The sequence below is a fragment of the Gemmatimonadota bacterium genome, assembly GCA_026706345.1.
Classification (GTDB): domain Bacteria; phylum JAAXHH01; class JAAXHH01; order JAAXHH01; family JAAXHH01; genus JAAXHH01.
The window spans coordinates 1-16,530 of record JAPOYX010000211.1; the positions used below are offsets into that span (position 1 = coordinate 1).

16 protein-coding genes are annotated in these 16,530 nt (G+C 62.8%); 7 read left to right on the forward strand and 9 right to left on the reverse strand.

Annotated elements, in window-relative coordinates:
* From OXG98_14340 to OXG98_14360, 5 genes are all read left to right on the forward strand, one after another.
* A partial coding sequence (locus OXG98_14340) for an ABC transporter substrate-binding protein (GenBank protein ID MCY3773180.1) occupies positions 1-1,034 on the forward strand: 1,034 nt, incomplete at its 5' end.
* Between the two features lie 80 nt (positions 1,035-1,114).
* Positions 1,115-2,029 carry a phytanoyl-CoA dioxygenase family protein gene (locus OXG98_14345; protein MCY3773181.1) on the forward strand — a complete coding sequence of 305 codons (915 nt, stop codon included), beginning with the start codon at positions 1,115-1,117 and terminating at the stop codon, positions 2,027-2,029.
* A 280-nt stretch (positions 2,030-2,309) separates the two neighbouring features.
* A complete protein-coding gene (locus OXG98_14350; protein ID MCY3773182.1) occupies positions 2,310-2,894 on the forward strand; it encodes a cytochrome c3 family protein in 585 nt (194 codons plus the stop codon).
* Positions 2,894-3,760, forward strand: a complete 867-nt coding sequence (locus OXG98_14355) for a DUF3365 domain-containing protein (protein ID MCY3773183.1) — start codon at positions 2,894-2,896, stop codon at positions 3,758-3,760. The genes OXG98_14350 and OXG98_14355 overlap by 1 nt, the downstream gene beginning before the upstream one ends.
* A gap of 171 nt (positions 3,761-3,931) precedes the next feature.
* Complete coding sequence (locus OXG98_14360; GenBank protein ID MCY3773184.1) at positions 3,932-4,369, forward strand: hypothetical protein; 438 nt, start codon at positions 3,932-3,934, stop codon at positions 4,367-4,369.
* Positions 4,370-4,446: 77 nt separating this feature from the next.
* Here the strand turns inward: OXG98_14360 and OXG98_14365 are convergent, their stop codons facing one another.
* Positions 4,447-5,907 carry a sulfatase-like hydrolase/transferase gene (locus OXG98_14365; protein MCY3773185.1) on the reverse strand — a complete coding sequence of 487 codons (1,461 nt, stop codon included), beginning with the start codon at positions 5,905-5,907 and terminating at the stop codon, positions 4,447-4,449.
* A 125-nt stretch (positions 5,908-6,032) separates the two neighbouring features.
* Between OXG98_14365 and OXG98_14370 the strand changes: the two genes are divergently transcribed.
* Both OXG98_14370 and OXG98_14375 read left to right on the forward strand, forming a co-directional pair.
* Entirely contained in the window at positions 6,033-7,109 is a 1,077-nt protein-coding gene (locus OXG98_14370) for a phosphotransferase (GenBank protein MCY3773186.1), read from the forward strand.
* A gap of 67 nt (positions 7,110-7,176) precedes the next feature.
* Positions 7,177-7,722: a gamma-glutamylcyclotransferase gene (locus OXG98_14375; protein ID MCY3773187.1), complete on the forward strand. Its 546-nt coding sequence runs from the start codon at positions 7,177-7,179 to the stop codon at positions 7,720-7,722.
* Positions 7,723-7,777: 55 nt separating this feature from the next.
* Here OXG98_14375 and OXG98_14380 read toward each other — a convergent pair whose 3' ends face one another.
* The 8 genes from OXG98_14380 to OXG98_14415 all read right to left on the reverse strand — a co-directional run bounded on the left by OXG98_14380 (position 7,778) and on the right by OXG98_14415 (position 16,419).
* On the reverse strand, positions 7,778-8,935 hold the full coding sequence (locus OXG98_14380; protein ID MCY3773188.1) for a 5-(carboxyamino)imidazole ribonucleotide synthase: 1,158 nt from the start codon (positions 8,933-8,935) through the stop codon (positions 7,778-7,780).
* Entirely contained in the window at positions 8,932-9,435 is a 504-nt protein-coding gene (gene purE, locus OXG98_14385; GenBank protein MCY3773189.1) for a 5-(carboxyamino)imidazole ribonucleotide mutase, read from the reverse strand. Before purE ends, OXG98_14380 begins: the two co-directional genes overlap by 4 nt.
* A gap of 84 nt (positions 9,436-9,519) precedes the next feature.
* Positions 9,520-10,497: a YpdA family putative bacillithiol disulfide reductase gene (locus OXG98_14390; GenBank protein MCY3773190.1), complete on the reverse strand. Its 978-nt coding sequence runs from the start codon at positions 10,495-10,497 to the stop codon at positions 9,520-9,522.
* A 13-nt stretch (positions 10,498-10,510) separates the two neighbouring features.
* Positions 10,511-12,451 carry an ABC-F family ATP-binding cassette domain-containing protein gene (locus tag OXG98_14395; protein ID MCY3773191.1) on the reverse strand — a complete coding sequence of 647 codons (1,941 nt, stop codon included), beginning with the start codon at positions 12,449-12,451 and terminating at the stop codon, positions 10,511-10,513.
* Positions 12,452-12,726: 275 nt separating this feature from the next.
* Positions 12,727-13,047 (reverse strand): hypothetical protein, encoded by a 321-nt coding sequence (locus tag OXG98_14400; protein ID MCY3773192.1) that lies wholly within the window; start codon positions 13,045-13,047, stop codon positions 12,727-12,729.
* Between the two features lie 77 nt (positions 13,048-13,124).
* Positions 13,125-13,904 (reverse strand): enoyl-CoA hydratase-related protein, encoded by a 780-nt coding sequence (locus OXG98_14405; GenBank protein ID MCY3773193.1) that lies wholly within the window; start codon positions 13,902-13,904, stop codon positions 13,125-13,127.
* 226 nt (positions 13,905-14,130) lie between these two features.
* On the reverse strand, positions 14,131-15,231 hold the full coding sequence (locus OXG98_14410; GenBank protein MCY3773194.1) for a D-TA family PLP-dependent enzyme: 1,101 nt from the start codon (positions 15,229-15,231) through the stop codon (positions 14,131-14,133).
* A 99-nt stretch (positions 15,232-15,330) separates the two neighbouring features.
* Positions 15,331-16,419: a DSD1 family PLP-dependent enzyme gene (locus OXG98_14415; GenBank protein MCY3773195.1), complete on the reverse strand. Its 1,089-nt coding sequence runs from the start codon at positions 16,417-16,419 to the stop codon at positions 15,331-15,333.
* Positions 16,420-16,530: the final 111 nt, after the last annotated feature.

Genomic DNA, 16,530 nt, shown 5'->3' on the forward strand with positions numbered 1-16,530 from the left:
GCCGGATATCGGCCCAAAACCAGACGATCACCGTCGTCAGCTTCGGCGGCGCCTACTCCCGCGCCTGTGAAAAGGGCTACCACGAACGGTTCGAAGCGGAAACGGGCATCAAGATCAACTTCGAGGACTACAACGGCGGGCTGGCGCAGATACGTGCGCAGGTGGACGTGGGAAACGTCTACTGGGACGTAGTTGATTTGAATGTGGCCGAACTCGTCCGGGGTTGCGATGAAGGATTGCTCGTTCCAATCAGCATCGACGATCTGTCTCCGGGCGCTGATGGCACCCCGGCCGCGGATGACTTCGTTGAGGGTACGACCTCGGAATGCGGCGTGACGACCCTTTTCTTTTCGACGGTTATCGCGTACAACGACGAACGCATCGGGGACGTGAAGCCCTCCATGGTCAACGACTTCTTCGACCTGGAAAAGTTCCCGGGCCGCAGGGGCATGCGGCGAATCCCGCGGGTCAATCTCGAATTCGCGCTGATGGCAGACGGTGTGCCGCTGGATAATGTGTACGCCACGCTGGACACCGAGGCGGGGGTCGCCCGGGCCTTCCGCAAGCTGGATACCATCAAGGAACACATCGTATGGTGGGAGACCGGGGCCCAGCCGCCGCAGTTGCTGGCCGACGGCGAGGTCGTGATGACCACGGCTTACAACGGGCGCATCTTCAACGCCCAGGTGCTGGAGGATCAGCCTTTCGTCATCGTCTGGGACGGCCAGGTCCTGGATACGAGCGGGTTCGGCATCGTCGAAGGCACGCGCAACCTCGAAGCCGCGCTCCGGTTTTTCGACTTCGCCGCCACGGCGGAGTCCATGGCCGGCCTCGCCCGGTACATCGCTTATAGTCCAACGAGGCGTTCCGCCATGCCCCTGATCTCGACCCACGCCGAGACGGGCGTGGACATGAGACCGCACATGCCCACGACTCCGGAGAACGCGGCGCGCGCACTGCACAACGACTGGGAATGGTGGAGCGACAACGGCGAAGAGATGAACGAGCGTTTCAGCACGTGGCTGGCGCGGTGAGGAGTTCCATCCATCAGCACGTGGCTGGCACGGTGAATAAACGCTATCGACAGTGAGTAGCGAGGTAAGAGGAACCCCCCATGCCCCTCGCAATGACGCCCCAACAAACCCAAGACTTCGAAGAGCAGGGCTTTATCGTTCTCGAGGAGTTCTTTGATCAGACCGAGACCGATCGGCTGCTCTTGGCGATCGACGAGGTCGGGGACCGGATCCGCGCGGAGAAGGACTTGGGACCCGATGATCCATATGCCGTGCGCAACGCCCTGGCGCATCACGAGGCGTTTCTCGACCTCATCGATCACCCGCGCGTGCTGCCCCTGGTGGTGGATGCGATCGGCTGGAACATCCAGATCCGCACCACGCACCTGGACTACCGACCGCCCTATCCCGAGGACCTGAGGGGACGCATTTCGGGCGTCGGCAAGGGCGAAGACCACGAGGCGGGATACCGCAACGTCGGCTGGCATCCCGACCTGGCGAGCGATGACCTGTTCATGGCGCCCTCCCTCGATGGACGCCTACCGTTCATGGAGGTCAAGGTCTTCTACGTGCTCTACGACATGACCGAATCCGATTGCGGCAATCTGTGGCTGGTGCCGGGCAGTCACCGGCGCAGGCCCGCCGAACTGTTTGGAAGGGAGAACGGGGCCGATCCGGAAGGGGCGGTCGAGCTCAGGCTGCCCATCGGCTCGGCCGTGTTGTGGCGCACGGCGGTGTGGCACTGCGTCGGGCCCAACCTCTCGCGGAAGACGCGCAAGATCATACACGTGGGATACCACTACCGCTGGCTTCGGCCGACCGATTTCGACGTGCAGGATCCCGGGCTCATCGAAAGAAGCTCGCCCGTCCGGCGGCAGTTGCTGGGCGCCCTCGCCCCGAAGGGCGACGCGATGGGACCGGACCCGGATTTCCATCCCGCGTCGCGGTACTGGCTGTCGGAAGACAAGGACGATGTGCCGCTCCGCGAATGGGCCCGGGAAATGGCTGGCGGTTAAGTTCCGGTATCGCGATTCGTTGCTCGCGAATGGGCGATGGCGAGGGAATCGGGATATACCTCGATCGCCGGTTGGAGCGTCTTAAGCGGGTGGCGGAGCAGGCGTGGAGGGATTTACCTTGGCGAAACTCCCGTCAGCGAAACTCCCGGCGGCGAGTCCACCGAGAGTTGCACTTCGCAGGAGATTCCTGACCCAATGGCGCGTCACCGGGATGGTGATCGGCTCGGCAGTTGGTCTGTTTCTGGTAGGCTTTCTGGTCTACCCGGACCGGAGTGCCCTCGTGGCCAAGGGACCTATGAACACGGGCCACGAGGAGTTGGCCTGTCAGGATTGCCACCTGGCTGTCGAAGGCACCGCCGCACAACAGTTCAGCGCGAACGTGCATTACTGGCTCGGACTGCGGGCATCCACGATCGGCTTCGGCTCCCGGGATGTGGACAATGCCGCCTGTCTTGACTGCCACGAGCGCCCGGAAGACCGGCATCCCGTCTCCCGGTTCCTGGAACCTCGCTTCGCCGACCAAAGACAGGCGCTGGCCCCACACGAGTGTGCCAGTTGCCACAACGAACATCGCGGGGTGCGGATTACGCAGGCTACCATCGGATACTGCAGCCACTGCCACCAGGACACCAGCCTGGAGGAGGATCCCATTACCCCCACCCATGAGGCGCTGGTTCGGCAGGCCGGTTGGAACACGTGCTTGCGGTGTCACGATTTCCACGGCAACTACGTCTGGTCCACCCCGGTAAACCTTGAAGAGGCCTTGCCCGAATCACGTGTCTGGGATTACTTCAGTGGTGGACCTTCGCCGTACGGAGAGGTGAAGTACGTGGAGTCCTCCCCAGGCAGAGGAAAGACCGAATAGTGAAAACCGTCGCCGCGATCGTCGCGACAGCCACCGTGATGGTCGTACTCATCGTCGTCAACGCACCGCCTCCCGACGGCGCCGGCAACAAGGATGCCGGCCCGGCGGTGCCCATCCGGACCGTTTTCACCATGCTGGAGGCGGAGAACGACGTAGCGCGCGAGATCTGGGCCAATGATATCGTGAGGATCGGACAGGAACGGGGGCTGCGCTTCGACAAGGACTGGCATGACGAGGGGCTGGACGCCGGGCCCCTGCCGGCCCTGTTTCTGCGCGAGTTGGCCGAGAGCATGCGCCGCACCCGGGTGCCCCTCTATCTCTTCCTGGGCTCGGACCGTCCGATCAACGATGCCAACCTGTTCATCGGTCCACAGACGGATCACTTCGCAGCATTGAAACGAACGGGCCAGCCCCAGTTCTTCACAGACCCGGAGTTAGGCTTCCACACCGCCATGTTCTCGGATGTGGCGATCACCGAGTCGTGTGTGGTATGCCATAACGAAGATCCGGACTCGCCAAAGAAAGACTGGCGCGTGGGCGACATCATGGGGGCGACCACGTGGTCCTACCCGGAGGGAGAGGTCGGCGCGGCGACGGCGCTCATGCTGTTGGGCACGTTGCGCCATGGAATCCGCGAGGCGTATCAACACTACCTGGATAAGGTGGCCACCTTTGCCGACCCGCCGCCAGTGGGTGACCGATGGCCTGCCGACGGCTACTATCTGCCATCCGTAGACACTTTCCTTTCCCGGGTGGAGCAACGGGCCTCGGCAAACTCGGTGTCCCTTCTGCTGAAGGCACAAGGCCTGGACAGGCCAGCGGAAACCGGCCAAGGCCTGGACAGGCCAACGGAAACCGGCCATTGAGAAAAACAGGAGGCACCGTTGCGTGTTGCCAGCCGCAATGGCACGGCCAATAGGATGTCGTCGACTGAACGGCCCCGACGCGAACGGCCCCGACGCGAACGGCCCCGACGCGAACGGTCCCGGCACGTCTGGCTCTTGCCAGCTTCGGTCTGGCGGTGGCGGGCGGCGGGAGTGGCTGGTGTATTCCTGTACCTGGCACAGGATGCCCTGGACCTCCGTTGGAAATGGCTTGCGCAACTTCAGACTATCGATGAATTCAAGTACGTCACCGGTCTGTGCCTGCTGTCCTACGTGGGATGGCAGTGGTGGCTCTTTTACGCCCGCCTTAAGCGCCGGAATCTTCGATCGCTGCTTTCATGGCACCAGCGGACGGGCGCAGCGGCCCCGCTCTTCTTCTACATACACAGCGTGGAGACCGGCTTCGGCTACCTGGCCGTGCTCAGCTGGATCTTCCTGGGGAATCTGCTCGTTGGCGTAGCCAGTCCGCTGGGTATCAGGATCAACAATCGTTACTACACGGCTTCATGGGGTACGCTTCACGTGACTCTGGCTGCGGTGACGACCATCCTGGCTTTGTTTCATGCGTATATCGCCGTTTATTACAAGTAGCATCGGGCCAGATGATCGAATGGCGGTTTTCCGGTAGCGCGCCAGTACACGCCCTTGACCTTCCCAAACCACCTGCGCTAATACACGCCCTTAACCTTCCCATACCATCCGCGCAACGGGTCGCCCAGCTCCTCCATGCAGCGTTCCATCCGCCCTTTCAGGTCCTCGCACACGGCGTCGTAGGCCGGATCGCCGTACACGTTGTCGAGCTGGCAGGGATCGCGCTGCAGATCGTAAAGCTCGCCGGGATCGGTGGAGTTGAAGGTGAACTGGTGGGTGCGGGTGCGGACCATGCGCTGGTTGGCGACGGTGAAGTGACGATCGAACACGCAGTAGACTTCCTCGCGGCCGTTCGAGAACGGGCGTCCCTCGATGGCCGGCAGGAAGGACTGGCCGTCGAGATTGGCGGGCACTTCGAGACCCGCGGCGTCGAGGGACGACTGCATGATCTCGTGGAGGTAGACGAACTCGTCGCAGGCCGTGCCGGGCGCCTCGCATTCGGGATGGGCGATGACGAGAGGAATGCGGTAGATCTCGTCGTACATGAACTCGCCCTTCTCGATCAGCTTGTGCGCGCCGAGGCAGTCTCCATGATCGGACGTATATACGATGATGGTGTCGTCAAGCACGCCCAGTTTCTCCAGGTGCGCCACGACGCGTCCCACCATGTCATCGATGAGCGTGCAGTGCCCGAAGTAGCGCGCCGCGATTTCCTGGAATCCCTCCCAGCCGTAATCGCCCAGCCCCCACATGTGTTCGATCAGTTGCTGGCGGTAGGGCTTTTTCTCGAAAGTCTCGGCGTACCCCGGGTGTTCGGGGATGGCCTTCGGATCGTACATGGAAAAGTACGGCTCGGGGACCAGCGAGGGGCTGTGCGGCCCCCAGAAATTGGCCCACAGGTAGAAGGGCTCCTCGCCGGCGGCCACCTCGTCGAGCACGCGAAGGGATTCTTCCGCGACATAATACTCGATGCACGACTCGACCGGCCCCTCGTGCAGGGCGAACATCTCCTGCCGCTGGTTCGCGGGATTGGTGCCGACGTAGCGGTGCGAAACCGTGGGCGGCGGGTCGAAGCCGTGTTCTTTGAGATAATCGGCGTAATGATTGTGGCTGCTTAGACTGCCGCCGAACTGCAGGCCGGGCAGCAGATTCCCCCCAGGAAAGCCGTAGCCCATGAAGTCCTTGCCGGTGAACCCGTAACCCGTCGGACCGGTCTCCTGGTCCACGTGCCACTTGCCGGCGTACCCGCAGCGGTAACCTGCATCCAACAGATAGTGGTTTATGCCGCGCACGCCCTCGCGCAGGCAGAGGCCGTTGGCCGTGACCCCGTGATTGTGCGGATAGAGGCCCGTGTAGAAGGAGGCGCGGGCCGGCGAGCAGATCGCCGTCGGCGTGAACGCCGAGTCGAAGCGCACGCCCCGCGCGGCCAAGGCGTCGATGTGCGGTGTCCGGCACACCTCGTTCAGCCCGTAGCAACTCACCGTGTCAAGCCGCTGCTGGTCGGACATCAGGACGACGATATTGGGTCGTTTGGGCAATGGGTGCTCCTCTCTGCGGCGGCGGTTGTACTACACAGCATTCAGTGTTCCTGTTGATGCAGTTCAAGCAATGAACTTAAACCTGTTGTCACGGTCAAGGACACTCCCTCATATTGGGTACCATCATGAACGATACTGCTGACTCTTCCCCATCTGCCGGATCTTCGGAGCAGTCCTGCTCCGCCGTCGCTGCATACCTGGCGGATCATTACGGCCTGGCTCCACCCGTCGATATTCGCGAACTGGAGCCCGGGGCCAACCGGAACTTTCTCGTTACCTCGCAGGGACAGCGGTACGTCTACCGGATCTATACGGACCACGACTTCTACGTCCGCAATCCCGAGGCCTACCGGTACGAACTTGACTTGCTGGCATACTTGAAAGAACACAAACTGGCGGTACCTGAACCGGTGGAAAGGCTGGATGGACAGCGGCTGAGTATATTTGATGCTGAATCCGGCCCTCAAGCCGGCCGTCAAACCGGCCCTCCCGGGCCCTGGCGTGACGGGGCCTGCAGCGCACTGTTCCACTTCTTCGAAGGCGAAGAGCACGTCACCTGGTATCCCGAAGTGAAGGAACCTGTCGTGATCTCTTTCGGAGCCGCGGTAGCTGAGATTCACCAGCGGGCGGACCGGTTTCCAAGACCTTACTGTCGTCACCACTTTGATCTGCAATACCTGCTGGACGGCCCGCTGCAGACGCTGGAGTCCATCCTCAAGGAGCGGCGCGGCGAGAACCTGTCTTTCTTCAAGGATTACGCCGATCACATGCGCCGGCAGATCAATGGACTGGGCAAGGGTAAGGACATCTACGGTCTCATCCACGCCGATCTGCACGTGGGCAACATCCTGTATCATCCCAAGAACGGATACTGCATCCTGGATTTTGACCAGTGTGCGTTCGGCTGGCGGGCGTATGACGTGGCGACCTTCAAGTACAACATCATCGAGACGGTACCCGACCATTTGACGGACGAAATCTGGCGTTGCTTCTTGGAAGGGTATAACCAGGTACGTCCATTGACTCAGCAGGAATTGGACTGTCTGCCGGTTTTCGCGAATGCATGGACGCTGTGGGATATCGGCGAGACGCTGGTTTTGGCTACGCAGTGGGGCGGCCACAGGCCGGACCTGGTCGAGGGAGATCTGACCCAGGATGAGTATCTGGACTGGGCGGTGGAGACGTTGCGGGGGATGTTGTAAGTGTTCTTTTTACCGGCTGAATCCCGATCGAGCCAATATGATGAACACCAAGAAACGGGGCCCAACCATGACGTTTGACTACTTCGCTTACGGTTCGAATATGCTGACCAAACGGCTGACGCAACGCGGTCTGAGTCCTACTGAACCCAGGCGCGCATACGCCAATGACAGGATCATTGAATTCAGCAAACCAAGCATAGATAAATCTGGTAAAGCTACACTTCGAATGCAGCCTGGTAAACGAACTCAAGGTGTACTGTTCAGAATTCCCAAAACAGAAATTTGTAAACTTGACCGAATCGAAGGGGCCGGAAAAGGATACACTCGTTGTGACCAATTTCCAGTCCATCTAACCGAAAACGGCGAAATCGTCTACGCGAAGACATATCTTGCTTCATGTACTAAATTCGATCTCAAGCCCTATGACTGGTATCTCGCCCTCGTTATTGCAGGAGCGTGTGAGCACTATCTGGACAACAACCACCTTGAATTGTTGCGGTGCTGGTCGTGCATACCCGATCCAAATAGTCTCCGCAGGGAACGACGCAAGGCAGTAGATGTTTTTAAAAAGATCGGGATTCTCGACTATCAGTGTCTTCTAGGCCCTGCTTAACGCAAGCCAGCTAAGATAATCGGTCTAAGGAGCGAAACTACCGTGCCTCTCATGTTTAATGTTTCAACCCCCTCCTCGCCTCCACCACCCTTTCCACCGCCTGCTCCCTTGTATCCGCCATCGCCGTCAAGTGCCCCATCTTTCGGCCTGGCCTGGCTTCCTGTTTCCCGTACAGGTGAAGCTTGACCTCAGGAATGCTCAAAGCCGCCGTCCAGTCCGGCTCTCCATTCGCCCACAGATCTCCCAGCAAGTTGGCCATGGCCGCGGGACGGGGCTGTTCGGTCGATCCGAGGGGCAGGCCGCACACGGCGCGGACCTGCTGCTCGAACTGGCTGGTGACGCAGGCGTCGAAGGTGAAGTGGCCGGAGTTGTGGACGCGGGGCGCGATCTCGTTGATGATGAGGTCCCGGTCGAGGAAGTACTCGACACAGGCGACCCCGACGACGTCGAGAGCTTCGAAGACCTTCCGCGTGAGATTCACGGCGGTGACGTTTACCGCGCCGGACACGTCGGCCGGGGCGGTCGTGACGTCGAGTATGTGGCGGCTGTGCTTGTTCTCGACGGCACCGTAGTGTGCGAAATCGCCGGCCAACCCCCGCCCGGCTACTACCGACAGTTCCAGCTCGAAATCGATGAATGCTTCCAAGACCGCTTCTTGTCCCGCCATGGATGTCCACGCGCGGTCCACGTCGTCAGCCGTTTCGATCTTCACCTGACCTTTTCCGTCATAGCCGAATCCGGCCGTCTTGAGCACGGCGGGCGTGCCGATTTCCTCGACGGCCGTTGCCAATTCCTCCCTCGACTTGACGTGACGAAACGGCGCGACCGGAAACCCATGATAAAACAAAAAAGTCTTCTCTCTCAGGCGGTTCTGCGTCGTGTGGAGGACGCTTCCTTTGGGGCGAACCGGTGCGATGGGCGATGCGGCGTCGACGCAGGCGGCCGATATGTTCTCAAACTCCAGGGTGATGACGTCCACGTCTGCCGCGAAGCGTTTCACGGCTTCCACGTCGTCGTAGGCGGCCACGACTTCGCGGTCGGCGACGTGACCGGTGGGCGAGTCGGATTCAGGCGAGAGGGTGTGGATGCGGTATCCCATGCGCCGGGCGGCGATGGCGATCATGCGGCCGAGCTGACCGCTGCCGAGGATACCGATGGTCGAGCCGGGGAGAACGGGAGCGTGCGTACCGGTCAAGTCATTGGTTCCGCTCACGTCAGCTCGTCCCCCATGACCTTCCCGGTCTGATCCTCCCGGTACTGCCTCAGTTTCTCCCGCAGGTCCGGCCGCGAGTTGGCCAGGATGGCCACGGCGAGCAGGCCCGCGTTCACGGCGCCGGACTGGCCGATGGCCAGGGTGCCCACGGGGATGCCGCGGGGCATCTGGACGATGGAGAGCAGAGAGTCCATGCCTTTGAGCGCCTTGCTTTCCACGGGCACGCCGAGGACCGGCAGGAGCGTCTGGGCCGCCATCATGCCGGGCAGATGGGCTGCACCGCCTGCGCCCGCGATGATGACTTCGAGTCCCCGTCCCTCGGCCTCGGCCGCATATTCGGCCAGCCAGAGGGGCGTGCGGTGGGCCGAGACGATCCGGCATTCGTGGGGCACGTCGAACTGCTCGAGTACGTCCCGGACGTTCCGCATGGTGTCCCAGTCGGACTTGCTGCCCATGACCACGCCGACGAGGGGATTGGGGGAGGAACTGGTTTCACTCATGAATTCACCTTTATGATGTTGATCTCAGATCGGGCAGAAATCTCGTGCAGGTTTCGTTAAACGTTGGGTCCGATCACCACGTTACTACTTAACCCCGTCCTGCGCCAGAATATGCTCCACCACCTTCGGTCCATGCAAGCGGCTATTTTCGATGAAGATGTCGCTGCTCACGTTGCCGGCGGTGATGACGCCGATGATGTAGATACCGAGCACGTTGGATTCGAAGGTGTCGGGGTCGTGCACCGGGATGGTGTCTTCGGGCTGGACCTCGACGCCCGTGCCGCTCAGAAAGGGCACGTCGGGGCCATGGCCCGTCATGCAGAAGACGAAGTCGTTCGGGATCGCGCGCTCCGATCCCGCCACTTCGAGGACCACCTCGGTCTGCCGGATCTCCTTCACCGTGGAATTCATGATGGCCGTGATCGATCCTTCGGCGATGCGGTTCTCCAGGTCGGGCAGGACCCAGTACTTGATGCCCCGGAACGCCCCGCGGCGATAGGACATGGTGACCCGAGCGCCGGCGCGGTAGAGGGTCAGGGCCGTCTCCACGGCCGAACTCTTGCCGCCCACGACGAGCACGTCCCGGTCGAAGTAGGGGTGGCCCTCCTTGAAGTAGTGGAAGACCTTGGGCAGTTCCTCGCCGGGTACGCCGATCCGGTTGGCGCTGTCGAAGGCGCCGGTGGCCAGGATGACCTTCCGGGTCCGGTAGCGCCGGTTCCCATCCCGCTGCGAGACCGATTCGATCTCGAAGTCGCCGTCCTGGCCCGAGATGCGGGTGACCTCTTCGTAGGTGTTCACCTTGAGTCCCTGGGACTCGACGAATTTCAGGTAGTAGTTCAGCGCCTCTTCCCGGGTGGGCTTGAGCCCCTGGACGATCATGGGCACGTCGCCCAGCGAGATGAGTTCCGGGGTCGAGTAGAAGACCAGGCCCGTGGGGAACTGGTAGATGGTGTGGACGATGCACTGGCGCTCCACGACCACGTAGTTCAGTCCGGCCTGCTTGGCGGCGTAGGCCGCGGCGAGTCCCGCCGGTCCCGCCCCGATGATGACGGCGTCGTACAAGATCCCTCCGATCCTAGTCTTCCAGTTCCATGGCGACGACCTCCCACTCCAGGTAGAGGTCCTCCAACTCCTGCCGGGCGCGTGCGTAGGCGCTGCCGACCCGTTCGACCTGTTCCCGGTCGGAGAAGGTCCCTTCCTCGCCCAGGTCGCCCTCGAGGCGGGCGATCTCTTCTTCCTTCTTCCGAATGGCCGCCTCCAGCGCCTCGGCCATCATCCGCTGCTCCTTGCGTTCCTTCTTCCGTGGATCGTAGGCCGCCCCGGCCGCCCCGGCAGTCGTCCCGGCGCCGGCAGCCGCCCCGGCCTTGCGGCGCGGCTTCTTCTCCTTCGCCCGCGCGGCGGCGAGGCGCTGCTCCTCCTTATAGGCCCGGTATTCCGAGTAGGTGCCTTCCCAATGGCGGACGCCGTCCTGTTCGAAGATCAGCAGCGCGCCGACCATCTGGTCGAGGAAGTACCGGTCGTGGGACGCCACCATGAGCGTGCCGGGGTAGTCGGCCAGGGCCTGCTCAAGGGCCTGCCTGGAGAGGATGTCGAGGTGGTTGGTCGGCTCGTCGAGGACCAGGAAGTTCGGCTCCTCCAGGATCAGCTTGGCCAGCGCGAGGCGTCCCTGCTCCCCTCCGCTCAGCAGGTTTACCTGCTTGAAGACGTCGTCTCCACGGAACAGAAACCGGCCGAGGAGATTGCGGACGGTTCCCTCGTTCATGGCCGGCCTGACCGACCAGAGTTCGTTCAGCACGGACCGCTCTCCCGTCAGGCTGGCCCGTTCCTGGTCGTAGTAGCCGATGTCCACGCCCGTACCCAGGCGGATGCTTCCGGACGAAGGCGTCTCCTGGCCCACGATCATGCGGAGCAGCGTGGTCTTTCCCGCGCCGTTGTACCCGATCAGGCCCACGCGGTCGCCCAGGTGCTGGGTGAAGTGCAGTTCCGAGAACAGCGTCCGCGTGCCGTAGCTCTTGGATAGGTCATCGAGCGCGAGCACGTCCCGGCCGCTGCGCTTCATCGTCCCGAAGTTCAGAGAGGCCGACCGGTGTCTCGTCCGCGGCTTCTCGAGGCGCTCAAGGCGCGCCAGGTGACTCCGCCTTCCCTGGGCCTGCTTGGTCTTGACGCCTTCGATGGTCCGGCGGATGAACTCCTCCCGCTCCTTGATGAAGGCCTGCTGCTGATCGTATTCGCGCTGCCGCGCCTTGAGGCGTTCGGCCTTGACCTCCATGGACCGGGTGTAGTTGCCCGGGAAGTTCTGCAGCCCCAGGTCTTCCAGTTCGGCGATCCGGTTCACGGTCCGGTCAAGGAAGTAGCGGTCGTGGGAAACGAGCAGGATGGCCGCCGGGTGGTCGGTGATGTACTCCTCCAGCCACTCCGCCGCGGCCACGTCCAGGTGGCTTTCCGGCTCGTCCAGCAGCAGCAGGTCCGCGTCCCCCAGAAGCAGCTTGCCCAGACGAAGGCGCGTCTTCTGCCCGCCGCTGAGCACGTTGACCGGCAGGGGCAAGTCTTCCTCCCTGAAACCCAGGCCGTGGAGCACGGTCTTTGCCCAGTGCGGGAAGGTGTAGCCGCCGGCCCGTTCGAACTCTTCCGTCAGCCGGCCGTACTGCCCGAGCCGGCGCTCGGTCTCCTCCGCGTCGCCCTTCGCTTTCTCCAGCGCCGCTTCGGCCTCGCGCAGCTGCTTTTCCAGTTCGTGAATGCGCTCGAAGCTGCTCAGCGCCTCGTCCAGGACCGAGTTGGTGGCGGTCAGGTGCGCGTCTTGGGTCAGGTAGCCGGTCCGGAGATCCCGCCGGCGGGAGATCTCACCCTCGTCGGGCGACAGGTCGCCGGTGATGAGCTGCAGCATGGTCGTCTTGCCGGTCCCGTTGGAACCGATCAGGCCCACGTGCTGGCCGGGGTCGATGCCCCAGCTGATGCCCTGCAGGACACACTGCGCGCCGTAGTATTTCGTGACTTTATGGAAGGATACGAGCGCCATGGGTCAAGTCGTGTTTGAGGAAGTCGTGTTCTCGCCGAAGGAAACCGGGTAATATCAAAAAACCATGGAAAGCTGACCAGAAGCTTCCATGGTTTCGTCGAGTGGGATACACTCGGTACGGCATTTTGTATGCGTGAGACCCGGTCAGGCACAGGCCTGTCCAGGCACATCCGGGCCGGGTAGGTCTTTGTACGGAGGCTGACTCGCCGGAGCAGCCCCTGAGGCCCCTGAAAGGTGAGCGGGTCCCGGCGGGTCTGATCAGACCGGCCCGTGATTCAGACGGCGGCTTCCTGGGCGGTGACTTCTCCGTCCGCGTACCATTCCACGAAGTTGTAGACACCCTTGCGGATGATCCCGCGCGGATTCCCGTGTATGTCCACCCGGTCGCTGCGCACCGTGACGATCTTGGAGCGGGTATCGATCTCTTCGTCCGGCACGATGACCCGGGCCACGAAGAACTTGCCGTCCTGCTCGCAGACGCCGAATTCCATGTTCTTGCTGTTCAGATCCTGAACGCAGAACTCGATGGCTTCACGCTTTTCGAATTCGCCTGTTACCTGAATGTATTCGCCCTCGGTGGGTCCCAGTAGCTGCATACGATCGCTCTCTTCCTGCCGCGTGCCCATGGTTACCGATGAAATCCAGGTCGCTTACTGAGTGCGCACGCCTCGACTCAGCGACCCCGGAATGCCGCGGGACGTTTCTCGAGAAACGCCGCGATGCCTTCCGCCTTGTCCTCTGAAGAGCTCACCGCTCCGAATTCTCGGGCTTCAAGCGCCAGGGCATCGTCCAGCCCCTGGTCCAGCCCTTCGTTGACGCAGGTCTTGATGGAAGCCAGCGCCACGCCGCCCTTGGCGGCCATGCGCCCGGCCAGTTCCCCGACCGTATCCATCAACTTCTCCGGCGCCGTAACGCGATTGACGAGCCCGAGGCGATGGGCCTCGGCGGCATCGAACATATCGCCCGTCATCATCAACTCGAGGGCCCGTCCCCGGCCGATGAGTCGCGGCAACCGCTGCGTGCCGCCCCATCCAGGTACCAGCCCGAGGTTGATTTCCGGCTGGCCGAACCGGGCTTTCTCCGAGGCGTAACGCAGATCGCACGCCATGGCCAGTTCGCATCCGCCTCCGAGCGCCACCCCGTTCACGGCGGCAATGACCGGCAGCCTGAAACCTTCGATCCGCCGGAAGAGGCGATGCCAGCGATGGGTCATTTCCTCGGCGTCCGAACCCGACAGCCGCTGCAGTTCACGGATGTCGGCTCCGGCGGCAAAGGCCCGGTCGCCGCTACCCGTGAGCACGATCACGGAAGCGTCCGGGTCGCCGTCTATCTGGTCGAGCGCATCACCGAGCTCACGTCCGACCTGGGCGCTGAGCACGTTCAGGGGAGGATGGTCGATCGTGATCGTGACCACACCGCCGTCCTGCTCGATGAGTATCTGCTCAAACGACATGCAAGCGCCTTGTCGACGTGCCTGGAAACAACCCATACAACCGGGACGATTCCCATGGAAAGCGGCCCGGTTTTCGCGGAAAGCGCGAACAGTTTAAGATAATGTATTTACGTCACTTCGTCAATAGGAAAGTGAAAAATCGTAACACGTTTGTCACATAACTGCGAGGGGACTTCGGAGGAGGTTTCGCGGGCGGCGGCGGACCGAAATCGTGATAAACTGAACACTATTCCCGGTCCCGGGCGTCGACCGTCCACTGCTCCCGGCAGCGGCCGTCGCCATCGATTACGTACACCTGGCGATGCAGTGCGGAGCAGGGGCAAACGTGGGTGGGGAAGACGTAGATGGGATCGCCGACCGCCAGGCCGGTACTGTCCGGGCAGTCCATGATCCAGTGTTCCTCGTTGTGCAGCCCGGGTTCGGCGCCGGGGAGGTTCCAGGGGATGCCGCGCTGACCGGCCGGGTCCGAGGCGATGGACTTGTTGCCGAGGTCGAGGGTCACCCGCGTAGCGGCGGGGACGCTGATGATGCGGCTGAGGAGCAGGGCCGCGGCTTGGAAGGGCAGGTCGGGGAAGCGCCTGCTGTACCCCCAGTCCCAGAACACCGAGGTTCCGGGCGAGGGCTCCACGTCTTCGGCCGGGGCATAGCATGGGAAGGATATGGAACCGCCCATGACGCGCCGCGGCACGGGCAGGCCCCGGGACTCCAGCTGGGCCTGGAAGGCCCGCACCTGGTCCAGCGCGGCGCCACACGCCTGTCTGCGTTCGTCCAGATCTTCCTGGTGGTTGTGGCCGTCGTAGCCGTGGAGGCCTCCAGGCGTAATGCCGGGCAGGCGCTCCAAGAGCGCGTAGAGTTCCAGGGCCTCCGGACCGGCCGCGATCCCGGTGCGGTGCTGGCCCACGTCGAAGTCCAGCAGGACGTCTATGGTCACGTCCGCGCCGGTGGCTGCCGCCGATAACGCCTCGGCCGCGCCCCGGTCATCCACCATGCTGCGGAAGGTCGTCCCGGGAAAACGGCCGGCGAGGTCGACAAGCCGCACGATGTTGGGCCCGATCATCTGATAGGCGATGAAGACGTCCTCCACGCCCATCTCCGCCAGCATCCGCGCCTCGTAGATCGTGGCGCACTTGAACTTGTCGATCCCGACCGCGCGCTGCATCTCGATGACGGTCCGCATCTTGTGGGTCTTGATGTGGGGGCGAAGGCGTTCCGGTCCGCCGGCGATCGCCAGGGTCCGGTCGATGTTCTCCCTGAGCCGCTCGCGGTAGACCAGCATGGATGGGCTGGGAATCTCGTCGACGTTGGCTACGAGGTATCGGGGATCCATAGATGCTCCTTGCTTCGTGTATTTCCGGGCGCGAACGGCCTCGGCAGCGCGGGACCGGCGCGTCGCTCGCAGCGGTCGCGGATAGCTGATTACTTTCGATTATTGCAGCTTCCCGCGCGCCGCGATATCCCACACGGATTCGACCGTGCCGTCGCGCACGCCGTAGAACCGGTCGTGGAGGTTAATGGTCGTGCAGCAGTGGCTCGGGACGATGTGGAACTTGTCGCCCGGCCGCAATGTGCAGGACGCGCCGGGCAGCTCGATCTTGACGTGTTCCTCGGACTGGCGGAGGATCGCCGCGCCTTCCACGCCGCGGACGGTCTGCAGTCCCATGTCGTTCGTCATGGTCTTCAGGCCCGCGTCGGCGACGGCGAGTTCGTCGCCGGGCCGGCTGACGATGGTGGCGTAGATGGTGAGGGCGCAGTCGAACTCGGGGATGCGTTTCTGGTAGGTGCCGTCCATCAGGATGTAGGACCCCGCCTGCACTTCGTTCACGCCGGGGAACGTCCCGGTGACGTTGTACGTCCCCGTTCCGCCGCCGCTGACCAGGTCCACGGGCAGGCCCCGCTCGCGGATGTAGTCGGCCGTCTGCGTCAACATCGTCATGGACTCCCGGCACCCGGCGTAGCGCTCCTCGTCGTTCGGGTTGCCGATGATGTGGCCCTCGTAGCCCATCACCCCGCGGAAGACGACGCCGGGATGCCGGTCGATGGCCTGGGCGAGTCGCCACGCGGGTTCTCCGGGCGGCACGCCGCAGCGCTCCATGCCCACGTCGACCTCGATGATCATGTTCACCCGGGTGCCGGCGGCCAGCGCCGCGTCGGAGATCGCCCGGACGTTTTCTTCATGGTCCGAGGCGACGATGACGTCCGAATGGCGCGCGAGGGCGACCAGACGGTCTATCTTGACGCGTCCCACGACCTGGTTGGCGACGAGGATGTCGCGAATGCCCGCCGCCGCCATGACCTCGGCCTCGCCCAGCTTGGCGCAGGTGACGCCCCGTGCGCCGGCCTCGATCTGCCGATGGGCCAGGACCGGCGTCTTGTGCGTCTTGGTGTGGGGCCGCAGATAGGCGTCCTTGTCGGCGAAGAACCCGGCCATGCGGGCGATGTTGCCTTCCATCAGGTCCAGGTCGATCACGAGGGCGGGTGTGTCGATGTCTTCGATCGGACTGCCGGGACGGGCCATGGATCATGCTCCTCGGTTTGTGAAACGCGAGCGGACCGAAGTGTAGTCAAAGTATAGCCGTCCGCGCCTGCAGCGTACAGCGTATTCCGCTTAGGAATCCTTACGAGCCCG

Excerpts from the sequence above, each read along its gene's own strand:
- OXG98_14345 (MCY3773181.1), top strand. The coding sequence starts at position 1,115 with ATGCCCCTCGCAATGACGCCCCAACAAACCCAAGACTTCGAAGAGCAG.
- OXG98_14370 (MCY3773186.1), top strand. The coding sequence starts at position 6,033 with ATGAACGATACTGCTGACTCTTCCCCATCTGCCGGATCTTCGGAGCAG.
- OXG98_14375 (MCY3773187.1), top strand. The coding sequence starts at position 7,177 with ATGACGTTTGACTACTTCGCTTACGGTTCGAATATGCTGACCAAACGG.
- purE (MCY3773189.1), bottom strand. The coding sequence starts at position 9,435 with ATGAGTGAAACCAGTTCCTCCCCCAATCCCCTCGTCGGCGTGGTCATG.
- OXG98_14395 (MCY3773191.1), bottom strand. The coding sequence starts at position 12,451 with ATGGCGCTCGTATCCTTCCATAAAGTCACGAAATACTACGGCGCGCAG.
- OXG98_14400 (MCY3773192.1), bottom strand. The coding sequence starts at position 13,047 with ATGCAGCTACTGGGACCCACCGAGGGCGAATACATTCAGGTAACAGGC.
- OXG98_14405 (MCY3773193.1), bottom strand. The coding sequence starts at position 13,904 with ATGTCGTTTGAGCAGATACTCATCGAGCAGGACGGCGGTGTGGTCACG.
- OXG98_14410 (MCY3773194.1), bottom strand. The coding sequence starts at position 15,231 with ATGGATCCCCGATACCTCGTAGCCAACGTCGACGAGATTCCCAGCCCA.
- OXG98_14415 (MCY3773195.1), bottom strand. The coding sequence starts at position 16,419 with ATGGCCCGTCCCGGCAGTCCGATCGAAGACATCGACACACCCGCCCTC.